We start from the raw sequence: 15,457 nt of genomic DNA on the forward strand, positions 1-15,457 counted from the left end.
ATCACGAGAACAAAATTTGATTGCCGGCTTTCCGTCAGCAATCAATGAGCACTCACTAGATTTCTCTATATCTAACTATAAGAATACGCTTCCATGCCAACGCCCGTAAAACAGCTATCTTCCGAACAGGAAACAACATCACTCCGTGAGCACACTTTTTGGATAAGGTGGCGAGATCGCTGCATATTCTTTTCTCAAAAGCTAAAAAGAAAAACCCTAAAATATGCCAGGCGCCTAGCCAATATTATTATGCGAAGGTATCGCCATTTTCCCAATTTCCACTATCCGAGCAGTCGTTCCCCCTACCCCAAAACTACGCCAGTCAAATCTCATAAAGCCACAACAAATAGAACCCAGACCTTTGTTCTCTACAGAGTCATCGGCAACGACTTAGCTCCCCGGCATAGTGTGGGACAGTCCCGCAAGAATCTTGAATTTATTTTGAAGCATGAGCCTGAACTCGACGACTGCGAAAAAATATTTATCCTCAATCGAATAGTCGACCCTAATGAAGAAGCAGCCATTATTAAACTGCTCGGCGACTATCAACAAACCTTTCTCAGAATCCCCTTTAGCTGGGACGACTACCGAAAAATAGAGTGGAATATTCTCGATCACCCCATCAGCTATGCCCCCTATAAATTAAAAGGGCTACGATTACGCCAGGACTTAGCTGTTCAGGCAGAGCTGAGCCTTTACCGCTATAAAAATAATTATGTAATGAACAATAATGGGGCCCGAAATCTCGCCCTCCAGGACGGCAAATCAAAAGCAGATTGGATTTTACCTTGGGACGGCAATTGCTTCGTAACACCAAAAGCCTGGCAAGCAATAAAGCAACAAGTACTCAACAACAACGCCTACCCCTACCATGTTATTCCAATGACAAGACTGCTGGATAACCAATCCATTCTATGTGAGAACTTCAAACCAACTCCCACTGAAGAGCCACAAATAGTATTTCGATCTGATAGTACAGAGGTATTTGATAGCCGCTACTGCTATGGCAGGCGACCCAAGGTTGAACTTTTATGGCGGCTAGGCGTATCGGGGAAATGGGATGAGTGGGCGATTTTCCCATGGGATCTCCCCTGCCCTGATTACTCTGAAGCCGCAGGTCACTATACTCAGGGAGGCTGGGTAGCCAGACTATTTTCCGGAAAGCCGCACCTGGAGCGAACAGATCAGCAGTCCAGCCGGGATCGAGGAACAACTCGCTCTGAAGCTATCCTTGCCATGCTGGATCAACTCGATGATTCCAGCTTTTCCGCCGATACAAGCGCCCCTGCCAGCAAGTTGGCCACAGTAAACAGGTGCGACCTTTCCTATCTAATGCTATTAAGAGAGGCCACGCAAAGATCGGTAAAAGAAAAACAGAGGGCGCGGCCCAGTTCGATTAACAGCCTGCTTCAGGATTTGACCATTGTCGCCCTTGCCCAATCCCACTGCTCGAAGCCGGAATTCATTCAATTTATCGACAATAGCCTCATCAAACTATTCCCCAACAAACATGAAACGAAATACAGCAAACAATTACAATCTGTAAATCCCAACCTACTGGTCCACACCCTCTGCACTTTAAAAGAACTTAAACAAGAACAGCAGATTCGTCTGATAGGAGTTGAGCGATTAGACTACCATCTGGAGCAATACCTTAGCTGGTTGATAGATAGTCATCGCGGGCAATCAATGCGTCCAAAACTTGGGCATCTTGGCACACAGTATGATTTACAAGTTGTAGCTTTAGCGCTCTATCTCAATCAAATACAAGCTGCCAGAAAAACTCTCAGGGACTCCCGCTTCCGAATATTAGAGCAGTTTGATCACTCTGATAACCAAGTATCGAAAACCAAGAGTAAAAATAGTGTTCATTATGAATGCCTCAATTTTCAATCATGGATTTATCTTGCTAGTCTCGCAGAAACAATTGATGAAAATCTCTGGAACTTCACAGCAAGAAATGGGGCTGGCATCCAGCAGGGAATAAATAATTTTCTACAAGCGTTCGAAAACCACAAGGGCCCCAAGCATTTCGACCGGCAGAGACTGATCCCAATAGTCTATGCCTATAGACAACATTATGGAGAGCTAAAAATAAAACTTAATGCCGTACCAATCAGCCAATGCAAACCTGTTTTCCCAATCGAAACGGGAATTTTCCCATTTTGGAACCTCGACAAAGAAGCACAAACTTCACCTTTAAAGGCTGCCGATCAATTAACAACTGAAACGGAAAGATAGACAACGGATAGATTATTAAAATCAAACTTCAGGCTTTTTATCCCCGACAAATAAAATGCAAATAATAAAAGCAAACATGGCCAGATATGCATTTACAGTAAATGCATGTTCAATACCCGATGGCATATCAGTGGCCATCGCCACTATCGTAGTATTCAACCCTAATCCTACGGCACCACCCGCTATTTGAAACATAAAAATGATTGCACCCGCCAAACTCGCTCTACTGTTATCAACAACCGTTATAGCCACAGTGGTAATGGTGGAATTGAACAAACCAATACCAGCACCTAATATCACCAGGCCAGGAACCAAAGACATATATTGAGTATCCTTGTGGATATGAGATAGAAGATACATTCCCAGCGTCATCAATAAAGTAGCTGCCGATACTATCTTCTTTGCTCCAATCACATCATATAGCTTCCCTGCCAGAAAGCCGAAAACGCTAAAGGAGAGCATCATAGGGATCAACCCCATCCCCGCCTTCATCGCCGAGGTACCTCGAACATGGGTTAAGAATTGGGGAATAAAAAACAATCCCGCAAAGAAAAGTGCTGAAATCAATAACGTAGCAATAGAGGCGAAAACAAACCGTTTATTCCCAGCCACATCCGGTGGAATCAACGCCTGAGCCCCAACTCGCTTCTCAACGAGACTAAACAAGCATATAAGTAAGAAAAAGGCAGCGATAAGGCCGAGGACCAATGGGCTTTTGAAACCGACATCAACCACAAGATCAAACGCCAACAGCAAGGCAAATAGAGCCATCGACAGCGAAGTGATTCCGGCATAGTCAATACGTTCATCACAAGCTTCTGGAGAGTCATCAGGAATCACTCTCCAGCAAACATATAAGGCAACTGCTGATACCGGCAGGTTAATAAAGAAAATCCATCTCCAACTGGCATAATCTGCCAGCGCACCACCCAACAGTGGTCCAACTGAATTGGCAATACCGCAAACAGTAATCACCAGCCCTCCAGCCAAACCCGCTCGCTTTTCAGTCATCAGGCCATAGGTCATACCCAGGATCGACGGCCACATCATAGCCCCTCCAATCCCCATCAGTGCCCGGGATATCAATAACATTCCCATATTAACTGCAATCCCACCGATAAGTGAGAACGCCATAAATAGCAGGGTTCCAATAAAGAATACCCTCCTCCTGCCATACATATCGGCAAGGCGACCACCTGAAATAATCAGTACTCCAAAGACTAAGGCGTAACCATTAATGACCCACTGGGTCGTTGTAAGGTCAGAGTGGAACTCGTGCTCCATTGCCGGCAGCGCGGGAGAAAAGGCCGTAAAATCATTGGCGACAAGGAAAATGGCAAGAGACAGAGCCAACATTCCAAGGTATAAATTCTTATCTAAGAGACCCTCTTGTCTTTCCATTGCGTAAACCTGTACTTACATATACATAAACCAATTGACATACAAAATGACGTTAAGCTTTTTCTTCCTTAGACCCTATAAATAAAACGCAAATAATAAAAGATAACATCGCCAAGTATGCGTTTAATGTAAATGCCTGACTAATCCCATAAGATATATCACCAGCCATTGCGACTATTGTGGTATTCAGGCCCAACCCCACTGCACCACCCGCTATTTGAATCATAAAGATTATTGCTCCGGCCAAACTTGCTCGGCGCGGATCAACAACCGATATTGCAAACGTGATTATAGTAGAATTGAATAAGCCAATACCCGCCCCCAAAATTAACAACCCGGGAACCAAGCGAATATATTGACCGTCCTGATAGATATGAGACAGCATATATAAACCTAAAGCCATTAATAGTGTTGCTATGGAGACAATTAGCTTGGCTCCCAGCACCTTATAGACATTACCAGCAACAAAACCAAATACACTAAATGCCAACATAAGTGGAACCAATCCCAGACCTGCTATTGTTGCAGAAGCTCCATGGACTTTACTTAAATATTGCGGGATAAAAAAGAACCCCGCATAGAAGAACTGGGCAATTAACAAAGCGACACAGGCTGCAGTGACAAAAGACTTGTTTCCTGCTACATCTGGAGGGATTAATGCCCCCTCAGCTGCTCTCCCCTCAACCAATATAAAGAGGCAAAACAAGAGAAAAAAAGCCATAAACAGTCCAAACACCAGATAGTTTTTAAACCCCACATCGACTACAAAGTCGAAAGCAAGCAGAAGAGAGAATAGTGCCGATGACAGTAGAGCAACTCCTCGATAATCTAACTTATCTTTAGGCACATTTAACGAATCTGGTGGAATCACTCTGAAGCAAAGATAAAGAACCACTAGAGAAAGTGGTAAATTAATAAATAGAATCCATCTCCAGCTGATATAGTCAGCCAGGAAACCTCCCACTAATGGCCCTACAGAATTTGCTATACCGCATATCGTAATAATCAGTCCACCGGCCAACCCTGCATTCTTCGGTGTCATCAGACTGTACATCATCCCCAAAACAGACGGCCAAATCAGCGCACTCCCCGCCCCCATAAATGCACGGGAAACCAATAGCATTCCCATACTTCCAGCAATTCCGCCCAAAAACGAGAAAAACATGAAAATTAATAACCCGACTATAAATGTTCGCCTCCTACCATACATATCAGCCAGACGACCTCCTGAAACTATCAACACACCGCAAACCAATGCGTAAGCACTAATTACCCATTGACTCGTAGTAAGATCTGACTGGAACTCTTGTTCAACCACAGGCAGTGCCGGCGAAAATGCAGTGAAATCATTGGCCACAAGAAAGATGGCCAGGGACAGCGCGCCTAGACCAAGATATAGATTACTTTTCACCGAGGGCTTTTTATCAACCATACCTAAAAACTCGGCTTATTCTCAGTGAAAATAGCTACCATTAACGAATCGTTTTTGTAGAAAGTCCAGAAAAGAAAACCAAGGAAATCAGGAATCCAAGTAGTGCCAGATAAGCATCAACCACAAAGGCCCGCTCAATCCCAACAGCGATGTTGGGAGCCATAGCCAGTAAAGTCGCATTAACTCCCAACCCAAGGGCCCCGCCCACAAATTTAAACATATAGATAATCGACCCTGCCAAACTGGAATCACTGGGCTCAACTACGCTAATTGCCGCTGTAACAATCGTAGGGCTATATATGCCTATACTGCTGCCCACTATCAAAAGCCCGGGAAGGAAACTAATATAAGATGCTTGGGGCTCCACAACCGACAGTAGAAACAACCCTACACACATACCCAAAGCACCAGCACAAATCAAAATCTTGGCGCCCAAGCGCTCGTATAAAGCGCCTGAAATATAGGCTACAACACCAGAGCTGACCATTAATGGTAACAACGCCAACCCAGCCCCAAAGGCAGAAAAGCCCTTCACCCTGATAAATAGCTGCGGGATATAAACCAGGGTTGCAAAAAATGCGATAGCAACAAAGAACATACTGAGTCCAGCGGCGATAAAACCTCTATTCTTTATCAACTCACCAGGAATTAGCGCGTTACTCGGATCAACAGTTTCAACAACAGCAAAAAATATCATGAGAAATATGGACAGTACCAATAGGCCCCACACATAGAAGTGGGACAAGCCATACTGAACCACCAGATCCATAGCAAGGAGGAAACTAAATAAAGACCCACAGAGGGTAATAACACCCCAATAGTCAATTTTCTTATTGCTTCTCTGCGTACTAGCTGGAGGATATTTGCTCCAACACAGAAGAATAACCAGCAAAGCAATGGGAATATTAATAAACAATATCCAGCGCCAGCTGGCAAAATCAGCCAACAGACCACCAATCACTGGGCCACTGGCATTGGCCAACCCCGTTGTAGTGAGAATCAATCCTCCGGCCAGCCCGGCCTTATCCCTGGGCAAGAGGGAGAAAACCATACCCAGGATGGCAACCCAGGCCAAGGCTCCCCCCAAACCCATCCATGCACGGGCGAATAATAGCGTTCCTATATTTCCCGCAAATCCACCTACAAGGGAAGATGCAGTAAAGATATAGATGCCGGTAATAAACATTCGCCGACGACCATAGATATCAGCCATCCTGCCCGTAGACACAATCAAAACACCATACACCAGGGTATAGGCGTTAACGACCCAGTGAATGGTGGTGATATCGACATTGAATGTCTTTTGAATTGCCGGGAGTGCCGGCGAAAACGCCGTATAATCATTGGCAAGAAGAAATGCCGCCAGTAGCAGGGCAAAGAGCCCCCAGTAGTGAGTGGGAGTTAAAGAGCTTTCATTGGATGCCATCGATTAAATCTACAGGTATTTTATATCCAGTATGGTGTATTTATTCCAACATCCACCCCGGCAAAAGCCTCAATTCGCGATCAGAAATCTATATAATTCGAGCCACTATCGTATTTACATGACAACAGCCAATGATTACCATTGATTAAGCTACATTCCACTTGAAAAACACAGATTTAAACGAGCTTCATCAATAAGTACATGCCTACAAATTATTACAAAGCGCCTAAGGCCAACCTGGAAAGTAAAACCACTCCTTCGCCCCAAACTATATCCTTCCTTATTGCCCTTAAAGCTACTGCGCTAACCTGTGTCGTATTACCAACTATTATTGCGGTTTTTTCCTTGCCAGGTGCTTCCGGAATTCAGATTCTTAATGGTACAGTCCCGATGCTGACATTGTATCTGATGACCACTCTGATATCCTTAATCGCCACACTAACCTACGGGAAGCTTATTGAGTACTTCCTGTTAAAGATGCAGAGATACAACCGAGTTTCTATGATGTTGGGTGGTGCTCTTCCAAGCATTCTCCTTTGCTGCGCAGGAATAGCAACAACAGAATCAGGTTTCTTCGGTCTCGCATTTATTATCGCTTTATACTCAATTCCCACTGCCTTTTTATGCCATTATTTTGTTGAAAAATCTGGCAAGGATGTAAAGAGCGCTTAAAGGAACCTGCCTCTTCCCCCCTCCCTCAGACGAAGAATTAAGAGCCTCCGATCACCTTTGGGAAATTCTTCTCAGAATATTGATAGTTAATTCCCAAGGAAAACACTCTGCCCATAATCAAAAATCGGAGGGTCATCCTATAACGTCATCCAATATCATTTTAACGATAGTGCTTTGGATGTCAGTGGTAGCTTTGGGTGAAAATAATTCAAGTAATTACCCAGGGATTTGAGAGCCGTCTTTGCCTAACCAGCTATTCAGCAGAGTCCCAAATCGACAAACAGGCAGTAATCCGCTTGATAGAACTTAATATGTTGATTTGTAAGGAAATAGATATGAAAACTTACGCCTCCATTGCTGCGGCAGTCGCTATAGCCATCAGTGGGAACGCTGCCGCCAATACTACCATTGTCAATCAAAATGGCGTCGGGAATTCAGCCCTGTCCAACCAGGTTGACCCATCCACGTCAGGTAACTTTGCGATATTCACACAAATCGGTGACAACAACTCATCGACCACATCTCAGGTAGTCAACACTACGAATAGTGTTATTAACAGCACTCAACTTGGCGACAACAACACTGTTTCATCGATTGATCAAAGCGACGCTACTACATCAACTGTTACCGTACTGCAAAATGGCCAAACTAATTTGTTTAATGCGCTTCAAATTAGCACTACTTCAAGCACTTCAACAACGACACAAACTGGCACCTCCAATCAATATACCACCGTACAAACTAACTCATCTTTGGATAACACCGTAATCACCCAGAATGGTGACTCCAACATGGGTTCCATGGTTCAGTCATCCTCCTCTGGGAATGGGCTTTTTATTACCCAGCTTGGAACAACTAATACCGCAGGAGCAGCTCAATCAACTGAGACTTCCGGCACCATCACGGTACTTCAAGATGGCACATCAAATATGTCGGGAAGTACACAATCTCTCGGAACAGGGAATACTCAAAGTACAACCCAGGTGGGAACGAGTAACACCTCATTAGTTCTTCAATTTACCAGTGTCGGAGATTCTGCTGAATTAATACAGGAAGGTGATTCAAACGATGCAGATATTGAACAAGATTTAGGCGCGGGCAATAGTCTCTACGCTGAACAGCTAGGCACCACCAATACGGTCATGACCTTTCAAACTGGTGCGGGTAACGATGGTGAAATTCTCCAGGATGGATTAAGTAACTCAGCAGATCTATCACAGGATGGCGACTTGCTCGTAGCCTATATAGAACAAATCCAGACTTCGAATACTGCAACAATTACCCAAACATCAACCAACAATAATGCCAGTACTATGCAGATGGGTTTCGCCAACACCCATGACACCACCCAGGCAACAAGTGGAAACTCAGCAACTGCTACCCAGCTAGGTACCAGTAATACAGGTACCATCTTGCAGTAATTTATCGGCCGGCTCCTGTGAGACTCAAGCTGGAGCCGGCCAAACCTGATGATATAGTGATATTTACTTTGCTATAGTAAATCTTTCAACAATTAAAGCCCCCAGGTTTTTCCCCGCCCCTATTTTAAATGCATAAAAGAAATGACTAACGTCATTAGTCACTTCTTTTTTATGCAAGACAAGTTGCAATATAGGCCTGCAACTATCTCTTTAGGGATTTCTTCTCAGTAGATTGATAGTTATTTCCCAAGGAAAACACTCTGCCCATAATCAAAAATCGGAGGGTCATCCTATAACGTCATCCAATATCATTTTAACGATAGTGCTTTGGATGTCAGTGGTAGCTTTGGGTGAAAATAATTCAAGTAATTACCCAGGGATTTGAGGGCCGTCTTTGCCTAACCAGCTATTCAGCAGAGTCCCAAATCGACAAACAGGCAGTAATCCGCTTGATAGAACTTTATATGTTGATTTGTAAGGAAACAGATATGAAAATCTACACTTCCATTGTTGTGGTAGTTGCTATAACCATCAGTGGGCATGCAGCCGCCAATACTACCATTGTCATTCAAAATGGTAATGGAAATAAAGCAACATCTAACCAGAATGATCCATCAACATCTGGTAACTTTGCAATATTTACTCAAACTGGCGACAACAACTCATCCACCACCGCTCAGACAATCAACTCTACAAACAGTATTATCAATAGCACACAAATAGGTGATAACAACACCGTTTCATCAATTAGTCAATTTGACACCACCACTTCAGCCATTAATGTACTGCAAAATGGCCAAACCAATCTCTTTTTTGCCATGCAAAGCAATACGATGACAAGCACATCAATAAGCACACAAAATGGTACATCTAATGAAATGGTAATTACACAATTTGAATCCAACTTAGATAATATGGTTGTTACCCAGACAGGAGATTCAAATATAGGCGTGCTCGGACAAGACCAAACATCTAATACTTCCCAAATTTTAAATCAGCAGGGAATCTCAAACGTAGTCGGAGGCATTCTAGCTAACGAGACGTCTAGTATTGGCATAATTTTCCAAGATGGAACCTCGAATATTGCAGACTCTATTTTTGAAAATGGTTCGGGGAATTATCAAAGTACCATACAGCTAGGCCTTAGTAATACATCATTCACTAAACAATCCTCTGCATTTAACAACACTTTTAATCTGCTACAGGATGGTGACTCTAATGATGCCCATGTTATCCAGGAGTATGGCTCCGACACCTCCATTGAGGTCATACAGCTTGGCACAACTAACATGGTAATGTCGGACCAGACTGGATCAACCAATGAGGCAGGACTTGAACAAGATGGCCTCAGTAACACCGCAGACCTCTCTCAAGATGGAGACCTACTTGTAGCCTTTATGGAGCAGGTTGGAGATTCTAATGGAGCTACGATTACCCAAACCTCTACGATGAATACCGCTAGCACCATGCAAATAGGCACGACAAACACCCATGACACTACCCAGGCAACAAGTGGAAACTCAGCAACTGCTACCCAGCTAGGTACCAGTAATACAGGTACCATCTTGCAGTAATTTATCGGCCGGCTCCTGTGAGCCTCAAGCTGGAGCCGGCCATACCTGATGATATAGTGATATTTACTTTGCTATAGTAAATCTTTTAACAATTAAAGCCCCCAAGTTTTTACCCTCCCCTATTTTAAATGCATAAAAGAAATGACTAACGTAATTAGCCACTTCTTTTCAGACAAGGCAAACTGCAATATAGGCCTGCAACTATCTCTTTAGGGATTTCTTCTCAGTAGATTGATAGTTAAATCCCAAGGAAAATACTGCTCACCTGACCGAAAATCGTTAGGTCATCCTACACCATCACCCAATATCATTTTAACGGTAGTATCTTGGGTGTCAGCAGTAACTTTGGATGGGAACAATTCAAGTAATTACCCAGGGATTTGAGAGCCGTCTTTGCCTAACCAGATATTCCGCAGAGTCCCAAATCGACAAGCAGGCGGTAATCCGCTTGATAAAGATTAATATGTTGATTTGTAAGGAAGTAGATATGAGAGCTTACACCTATATTGCTTCGGCACTTGCTTTAGCAATCAGCACGCATGCTGTCGCCAATACTACGATTGTCAATCAGAATGGCACCGGGAATACAGCAACAGCCAACCAAGCAGACCCCACCACGTCGGGCAACTTCTCGATATTCACTCAAACCGGAGACAACAACTCATCAACCACATCACAAATAACCAACTCTACAAATAGTGTTATCAACAGTACCCAAATTGGCGACAACAATACCGTTTAGACGATTGAGCAAGATAATGCGACCACATCGACAATTACTGTACTGCAAAACGGTCAAACTAATTTATTCGATGCCACTCAAACCAATACCACATCGGTAACTTCGACAACCACACAAATTGGCACTTCCAACCAATTCACCACAACACAACTCAATTCCTCCCTCGATACTGCCACAATCACCCAGAATGGTGATTCAAACACCGGCTCTATTATTCAATCAAACTCTTCGGGGAATGGACTTGTTGTCATCCAACTGGGAACGACTAATGACGTAGACGGTACCCAGTCAAGTGAAACTTCTAGCACCGCCACCATATTTCAGGATGGAACATCAAATATGGCTACCTTTTTTCAGGTCGCCAACGGATTGGGGAATATTCAGAGCACAATCCAGTTAGGGACAGGTAATACCTCACTCATAACACAATTTACATCTACCGGTGGTACTGCTGAGCTAATACAGGATGGCGATTCAAACGATGCTGATCTTGGGCAGCAGGACGGCCTCGGTAATAACCTTTTTGCCGAACAACTGGGTACAACCAATATGGTTTTTGCCATTCAATTTGGTGACAGTAACGATGCTGAGATCGAACAGGATGGCTTAAGCAATTCCTCTACGCTATTCCAGCTTGGAGATTTACTGGTTGCCGATGTGGAACAGATTGGAGATTCCAATACGGTTACGATTAACCAATCAATGACGATGAATACCGCCAACATTATGCAAATGGGCACAACAAACACCCATGACACCACCCAGGCAACATCTGGGAACTCTGCAACCGCTACGCAAGTGGGAACCAGTAACACCGGCACAATCTTGCAGTAGTCCACAGGCCGGCCTCCAGAAACACGAGCGAGGCCGGCCATTTTGTTTGATCTATCGAGGCCTGTATCTCAAGAGAATGACTCCCGCCACCCTATTTAGTAGCCGTCAAAATATTACATACTTATACGGCTCAAGCATAAATCCACTCGTAGAGTTAAAGTTGTATTTCAAGATTCAACTCTAAGGCCAGGGATACTTACCAGTACCCTCTTTCTCAAACTGCTCCAACTTCTCTTTAGCCTGAGGTAAAAGGTCATAGATTGGCGGATTATTGGATATAAAACCGATCTTGAATTGTGGGGGATACTTAATGAGTTCTTTCATATAGTCTCCCGCCGATGTCATCACTGGTACAAGCATTGGCAAATGACGTACACCGATACTGACATCTTCCTGAGGATTGGAATAAAGGTTAAATAATATTGCCCCGCCACTCTCAACAAAAATGGGACCACTGAACCCGCCCCAGTTTCCCCTCTGTACGACACCATTTTCGATTTCTGCCGTCCATACATATTTGAACTCATCAATACGCATGGCAGAAAAATACTGATTCATCGTATAGGGCCGACTACGGCGTGCAGACTGGCCATTATCCGCCAACAGCATTCCCGTTTGATCGATACCATCGATATATCGATCTTCATTAACAAAACTTGCCACCTCCCTACCGGGCTTGCCCGCTATTGAAATGGCTGTGTTAAAGAGATCAGCCAGATCAAACAACCCTTCAGTTCGGCGCGGCTTTATCATCCCCTTCCAATAGGCAAATGTCGGCACTCTTACTCCACCCTCCCAGCTCGTACCTTTACAACCCCGGAATGGGGTTCGGCCATAAGGGGGAACCTCGCACTCGGGGCCATTATCCGAGGTGAAGAAAATCAGGGTGTTATCCAGCTGGTTTGTCTCCTGCAAAGCACTAAATAGCTGCGCAAGTACATAATCCATATGCACCATACAGTCGCTATATACTGTACGAGCTCGCGATTTCCCTGCCCATTTATCAGATGGATAATTATCAAAGTGGCAACCTCGGGGGGCGTGATACAAAAAGAATGGCTTTTCAGAGCTTTTCATTTGCCTAATGAAATTTACACTGTAATCCATCCACTGGTCATCGAGCACCTTGATAGTGTCCAGGTCAATCAGATGGAGATCTTCACACCGCTCCGTGTCCTGCGGCGTGCAATGAACCTCACTATGACTAAATGGCTCCTTCTCCATCATGGCAAAACGTTCCGGAGACAGCGCCACTTCCGGATTAAAATAGATATCTCTCCATTCCGTATACATATCTGATACACCGAGAAATCCTCGGTAATCGTCATAACCAACGTTCTGCGGTAGCGATCCCTTATTTTCACCCATATGCCATTTTCCGACTCCCTGGGTAATGTATCCCAGATTCTTGAGTATGGCGGGCATTGTGACTGCATCATCCAAACCGCCGGCTTCACCGTACATAGGCGGGCGCAAAATACCATGGTGCAAGGGATTCTGACCGGTATGAATCGTTGCCCGTGTTGGCGAGCATGAAGGTGTTGAATAGGCAGAGGTTAAGATAAGCCCCTCATTCGCCAACTTATCCATGGTAGGTGTAGCATTGCCGACAGCAATTCCTCCTCCGTTAAAACCAACATCCATCCAGCCCACATCATCGAGTAGAAATATCAGTATGTTAGGTTTCTTGCCAAACCTTTCTTCCAGAAGTGTCAGCTTCTTTCTAGCTTGCTTTTCTTCCTGCGGATGCTGGATTACGGGATACATATTGTCAGCCAGCTTTACAGGCTTTAAATGCAGAAATTGATCCGGATGGCTGTATCCTGGTGCAGAAGTTGGCCCCGTGGTGCTTCCCCGCATGTTTTCTGCCTGGACAGTAAAACTTAATATGACAAAGATTGAAGCAAAGTAAGCAATAGAGAGTTTTCTGTGAAAGAAACACAACCAAGACAGCCTCATATCCGACATCCCGATGACGTAAATATTGACTTGTGGCCGCTAAGAGCACAATGTCGTAGAAACCACCAAAGTTAAATTGCCAATAGCCTATACGAATTAAAATAGAGATAGCATTCCCTAATGTTCATTTAAGGATAGCTCTGGGTGCTGGCCATATACTTCACAAAAAATATTTGAAGGATAGAAGAAAACGAATACGCCTATAAAAACAACAAAAGCTAGATTACCAGGAGTGAATAAATAACCCTTTATTACCTTCCTTTCTTCTCTTGGAAGAATAGAAGTGAAATCAAGAAACCTATCAGAACAATAAACCCATCTACCAGTAGTGCTCGGTTTACACCGGTAGCAATATCCGGCGATGAGGCCAATATGGCTGAATTGATCCCCAAACCCACAGCGCCACCTAAAAAACGGAACATATAGACAACAGCGCCAGATAAACTGGATTTACTGGCCTCTACGGAAGTTATTGCGGCAGTCACAGCGGCAGGACTAAATATACCTAACCCAATGCCAATCAATAACATACCCGGTACAAAGACCAGATAGACGATATGATTACCGTGAACTGAGAGCATAAAAAGCCCCAGACTCATCGCCAAAGCACCTGAGCAGAGCAGCAACTTTGGGCCAAACTGCTCATGAATTGCTCCAGATACAAATGCAAAAACGCCAGAAGAGACCATAGCTGGCAACAAAGCCAATCCGGCCTGAAATGCAGAATAATGATGCACGCTAATAAAAAGCAAAGGGATATAGACAAGGGTTGCAAAGAAGGCGATAGCGACAAAAAACACACTAGCTCCTGATGCCATAAACACACGATTTCTCACCAAGCTCGCTGGAATAAGAGCATCATCTGCCATTCTAGCTTCAACAAAAGCAAAAGTTATCTCAGCCAATAAAGATATTGCCAGAAGACAAAAAACCAAGAGTCGAGAAATACCTGTCTGAGTCATTAAATCAAGAGCCAACAAAAACAGGAAAAGGGATACGGAGAGAGTTAACACGCCCAAGTAATCAATTCGTTCGTCTTTTTTCTCAAAGCGCTCTGACGGGTACTTCAATACGTAAAAAACGACCACAAAGATAGCAATGGGGATATTTAAAAATAAAATCCAGCGCCAGCTCAAAAAATCTGACAGCACTCCTCCAATAACAGGCCCGCAAGCAGTAGATACACCTAATGCGGCCAAAACAAAGCCCCCAACAAATCCTGCGCGATCAGATGGCAACAGTGTGTAAGCCATCCCCAGCATGGCCGACCAGGCCAATGCACCCCCTAGCCCCATCAATGCTCTGGCGATTAACAGCACCCCTACCTCACTCGCAAACCCTCCCAATAGCGATGAGCAAGAAAATATACCAACACCAATTAAGAAAACAGTTTCACGCCCATAGATATCCGCCAAACGCCCACTGGTCACAATAATGACTCCATAGGCCAAGGCATAGGCATTCACTACCCAGTGCACAAATGATATGCGGACAGAAAAGTCTTTGGCGATAGCGGGGAGAGCCGGTGAAAAGGCAGTAAAATCACTAGCGATCAAAAATACCGATAAAAAGAGAACAGATAGCCCCCAGATTTGCCCCTCTGAGATACCCTTCACTTTTGTCATTTTTACTATGCAAGCTCTCTTAGGCCCTACCTAGTCACACTCTAGATCATGGGGGCAGAGTAAGAGCCTAACTGCCCGTACAATTACATATATTGTATTTGGCGATGATTGAGGCGTAGATAAATGGATT

The 15,457-nt window shown here is 44.2% G+C and carries 11 protein-coding genes; 6 read left to right on the top strand and 5 right to left on the bottom strand.

Features of this window, described 5'->3' with window-relative positions:
* Window positions 1-93: 93 nt before the first annotated feature.
* Window positions 94-2,241 (top strand): alginate lyase family protein, encoded by a 2,148-nt coding sequence (locus ACJJIZ_RS16755; RefSeq protein WP_444914188.1) that lies wholly within the window; start codon window positions 94-96, stop codon window positions 2,239-2,241.
* Between the two features lie 21 nt (window positions 2,242-2,262).
* On the opposite strand, the gene ACJJIZ_RS16760 is transcribed toward ACJJIZ_RS16755, so the two are convergent.
* Genes ACJJIZ_RS16760 through ACJJIZ_RS16770 form a run of 3 tightly spaced genes read right to left on the bottom strand, consistent with a single transcriptional unit; the run spans window position 2,263 to window position 6,500 of the window.
* Complete coding sequence (locus tag ACJJIZ_RS16760) at window positions 2,263-3,642, bottom strand: MFS transporter (RefSeq protein WP_444914189.1); 1,380 nt, start codon at window positions 3,640-3,642, stop codon at window positions 2,263-2,265.
* A 52-nt stretch (window positions 3,643-3,694) separates the two neighbouring features.
* Window positions 3,695-5,074: an MFS transporter gene (locus ACJJIZ_RS16765; protein WP_444914190.1), complete on the bottom strand. Its 1,380-nt coding sequence runs from the start codon at window positions 5,072-5,074 to the stop codon at window positions 3,695-3,697.
* 40 nt (window positions 5,075-5,114) lie between these two features.
* Window positions 5,115-6,500, bottom strand: a complete 1,386-nt coding sequence (locus tag ACJJIZ_RS16770; RefSeq protein ID WP_444914191.1) for an MFS transporter — start codon at window positions 6,498-6,500, stop codon at window positions 5,115-5,117.
* Between the two features lie 201 nt (window positions 6,501-6,701).
* On the opposite strand from ACJJIZ_RS16770, the gene ACJJIZ_RS16775 reads away from it, so the two are divergent.
* From ACJJIZ_RS16775 to ACJJIZ_RS16795, 5 genes are all read left to right on the top strand, one after another.
* Complete coding sequence (locus ACJJIZ_RS16775) at window positions 6,702-7,172, top strand: hypothetical protein (protein WP_444914192.1); 471 nt, start codon at window positions 6,702-6,704, stop codon at window positions 7,170-7,172.
* Window positions 7,173-7,369: 197 nt separating this feature from the next.
* Window positions 7,370-8,593, top strand: coding sequence for a hypothetical protein (locus ACJJIZ_RS16780; RefSeq protein WP_444914193.1), 1,224 nt, complete (start codon window positions 7,370-7,372; stop codon window positions 8,591-8,593).
* A gap of 350 nt (window positions 8,594-8,943) precedes the next feature.
* Window positions 8,944-10,167, top strand: coding sequence for a hypothetical protein (locus ACJJIZ_RS16785; protein ID WP_444914194.1), 1,224 nt, complete (start codon window positions 8,944-8,946; stop codon window positions 10,165-10,167).
* Between the two features lie 349 nt (window positions 10,168-10,516).
* Window positions 10,517-10,909, top strand: a complete 393-nt coding sequence (locus ACJJIZ_RS16790) for a hypothetical protein (RefSeq protein WP_444914195.1) — start codon at window positions 10,517-10,519, stop codon at window positions 10,907-10,909.
* A gap of 339 nt (window positions 10,910-11,248) precedes the next feature.
* Window positions 11,249-11,743: a hypothetical protein gene (locus ACJJIZ_RS16795; protein WP_444914196.1), complete on the top strand. Its 495-nt coding sequence runs from the start codon at window positions 11,249-11,251 to the stop codon at window positions 11,741-11,743.
* 180 nt (window positions 11,744-11,923) lie between these two features.
* Here ACJJIZ_RS16795 and ACJJIZ_RS16800 read toward each other — a convergent pair whose 3' ends face one another.
* Complete coding sequence (locus ACJJIZ_RS16800; RefSeq protein ID WP_444914197.1) at window positions 11,924-13,603, bottom strand: sulfatase-like hydrolase/transferase; 1,680 nt, start codon at window positions 13,601-13,603, stop codon at window positions 11,924-11,926.
* 350 nt (window positions 13,604-13,953) lie between these two features.
* Complete coding sequence (locus tag ACJJIZ_RS16805; protein WP_444914198.1) at window positions 13,954-15,327, bottom strand: MFS transporter; 1,374 nt, start codon at window positions 15,325-15,327, stop codon at window positions 13,954-13,956.
* Between the last annotated feature and the right edge of the window lie 130 nt (window positions 15,328-15,457).

Source organism: Microbulbifer maximicatervae (SeqCode), assembly GCF_052467225.1.

Coding starts and splice junctions, on each gene's coding strand:
- ACJJIZ_RS16770 (WP_444914191.1), bottom strand. CDS start 6,500: ATGGCATCCAATGAAAGCTCTTTAACTCCCACTCACTACTGGGGGCTC.
- ACJJIZ_RS16775 (WP_444914192.1), top strand. CDS start 6,702: ATGCCTACAAATTATTACAAAGCGCCTAAGGCCAACCTGGAAAGTAAA.
- ACJJIZ_RS16805 (WP_444914198.1), bottom strand. CDS start 15,327: ATGACAAAAGTGAAGGGTATCTCAGAGGGGCAAATCTGGGGGCTATCT.
- ACJJIZ_RS16765 (WP_444914190.1), bottom strand. CDS start 5,074: ATGGTTGATAAAAAGCCCTCGGTGAAAAGTAATCTATATCTTGGTCTA.
- ACJJIZ_RS16790 (WP_444914195.1), top strand. CDS start 10,517: ATGGGAACAATTCAAGTAATTACCCAGGGATTTGAGAGCCGTCTTTGC.
- ACJJIZ_RS16760 (WP_444914189.1), bottom strand. CDS start 3,642: ATGGAAAGACAAGAGGGTCTCTTAGATAAGAATTTATACCTTGGAATG.
- ACJJIZ_RS16795 (WP_444914196.1), top strand. CDS start 11,249: ATGGCTACCTTTTTTCAGGTCGCCAACGGATTGGGGAATATTCAGAGC.
- ACJJIZ_RS16800 (WP_444914197.1), bottom strand. CDS start 13,603: ATGCGGGGAAGCACCACGGGGCCAACTTCTGCACCAGGATACAGCCAT.
- ACJJIZ_RS16755 (WP_444914188.1), top strand. CDS start 94: ATGCCAACGCCCGTAAAACAGCTATCTTCCGAACAGGAAACAACATCA.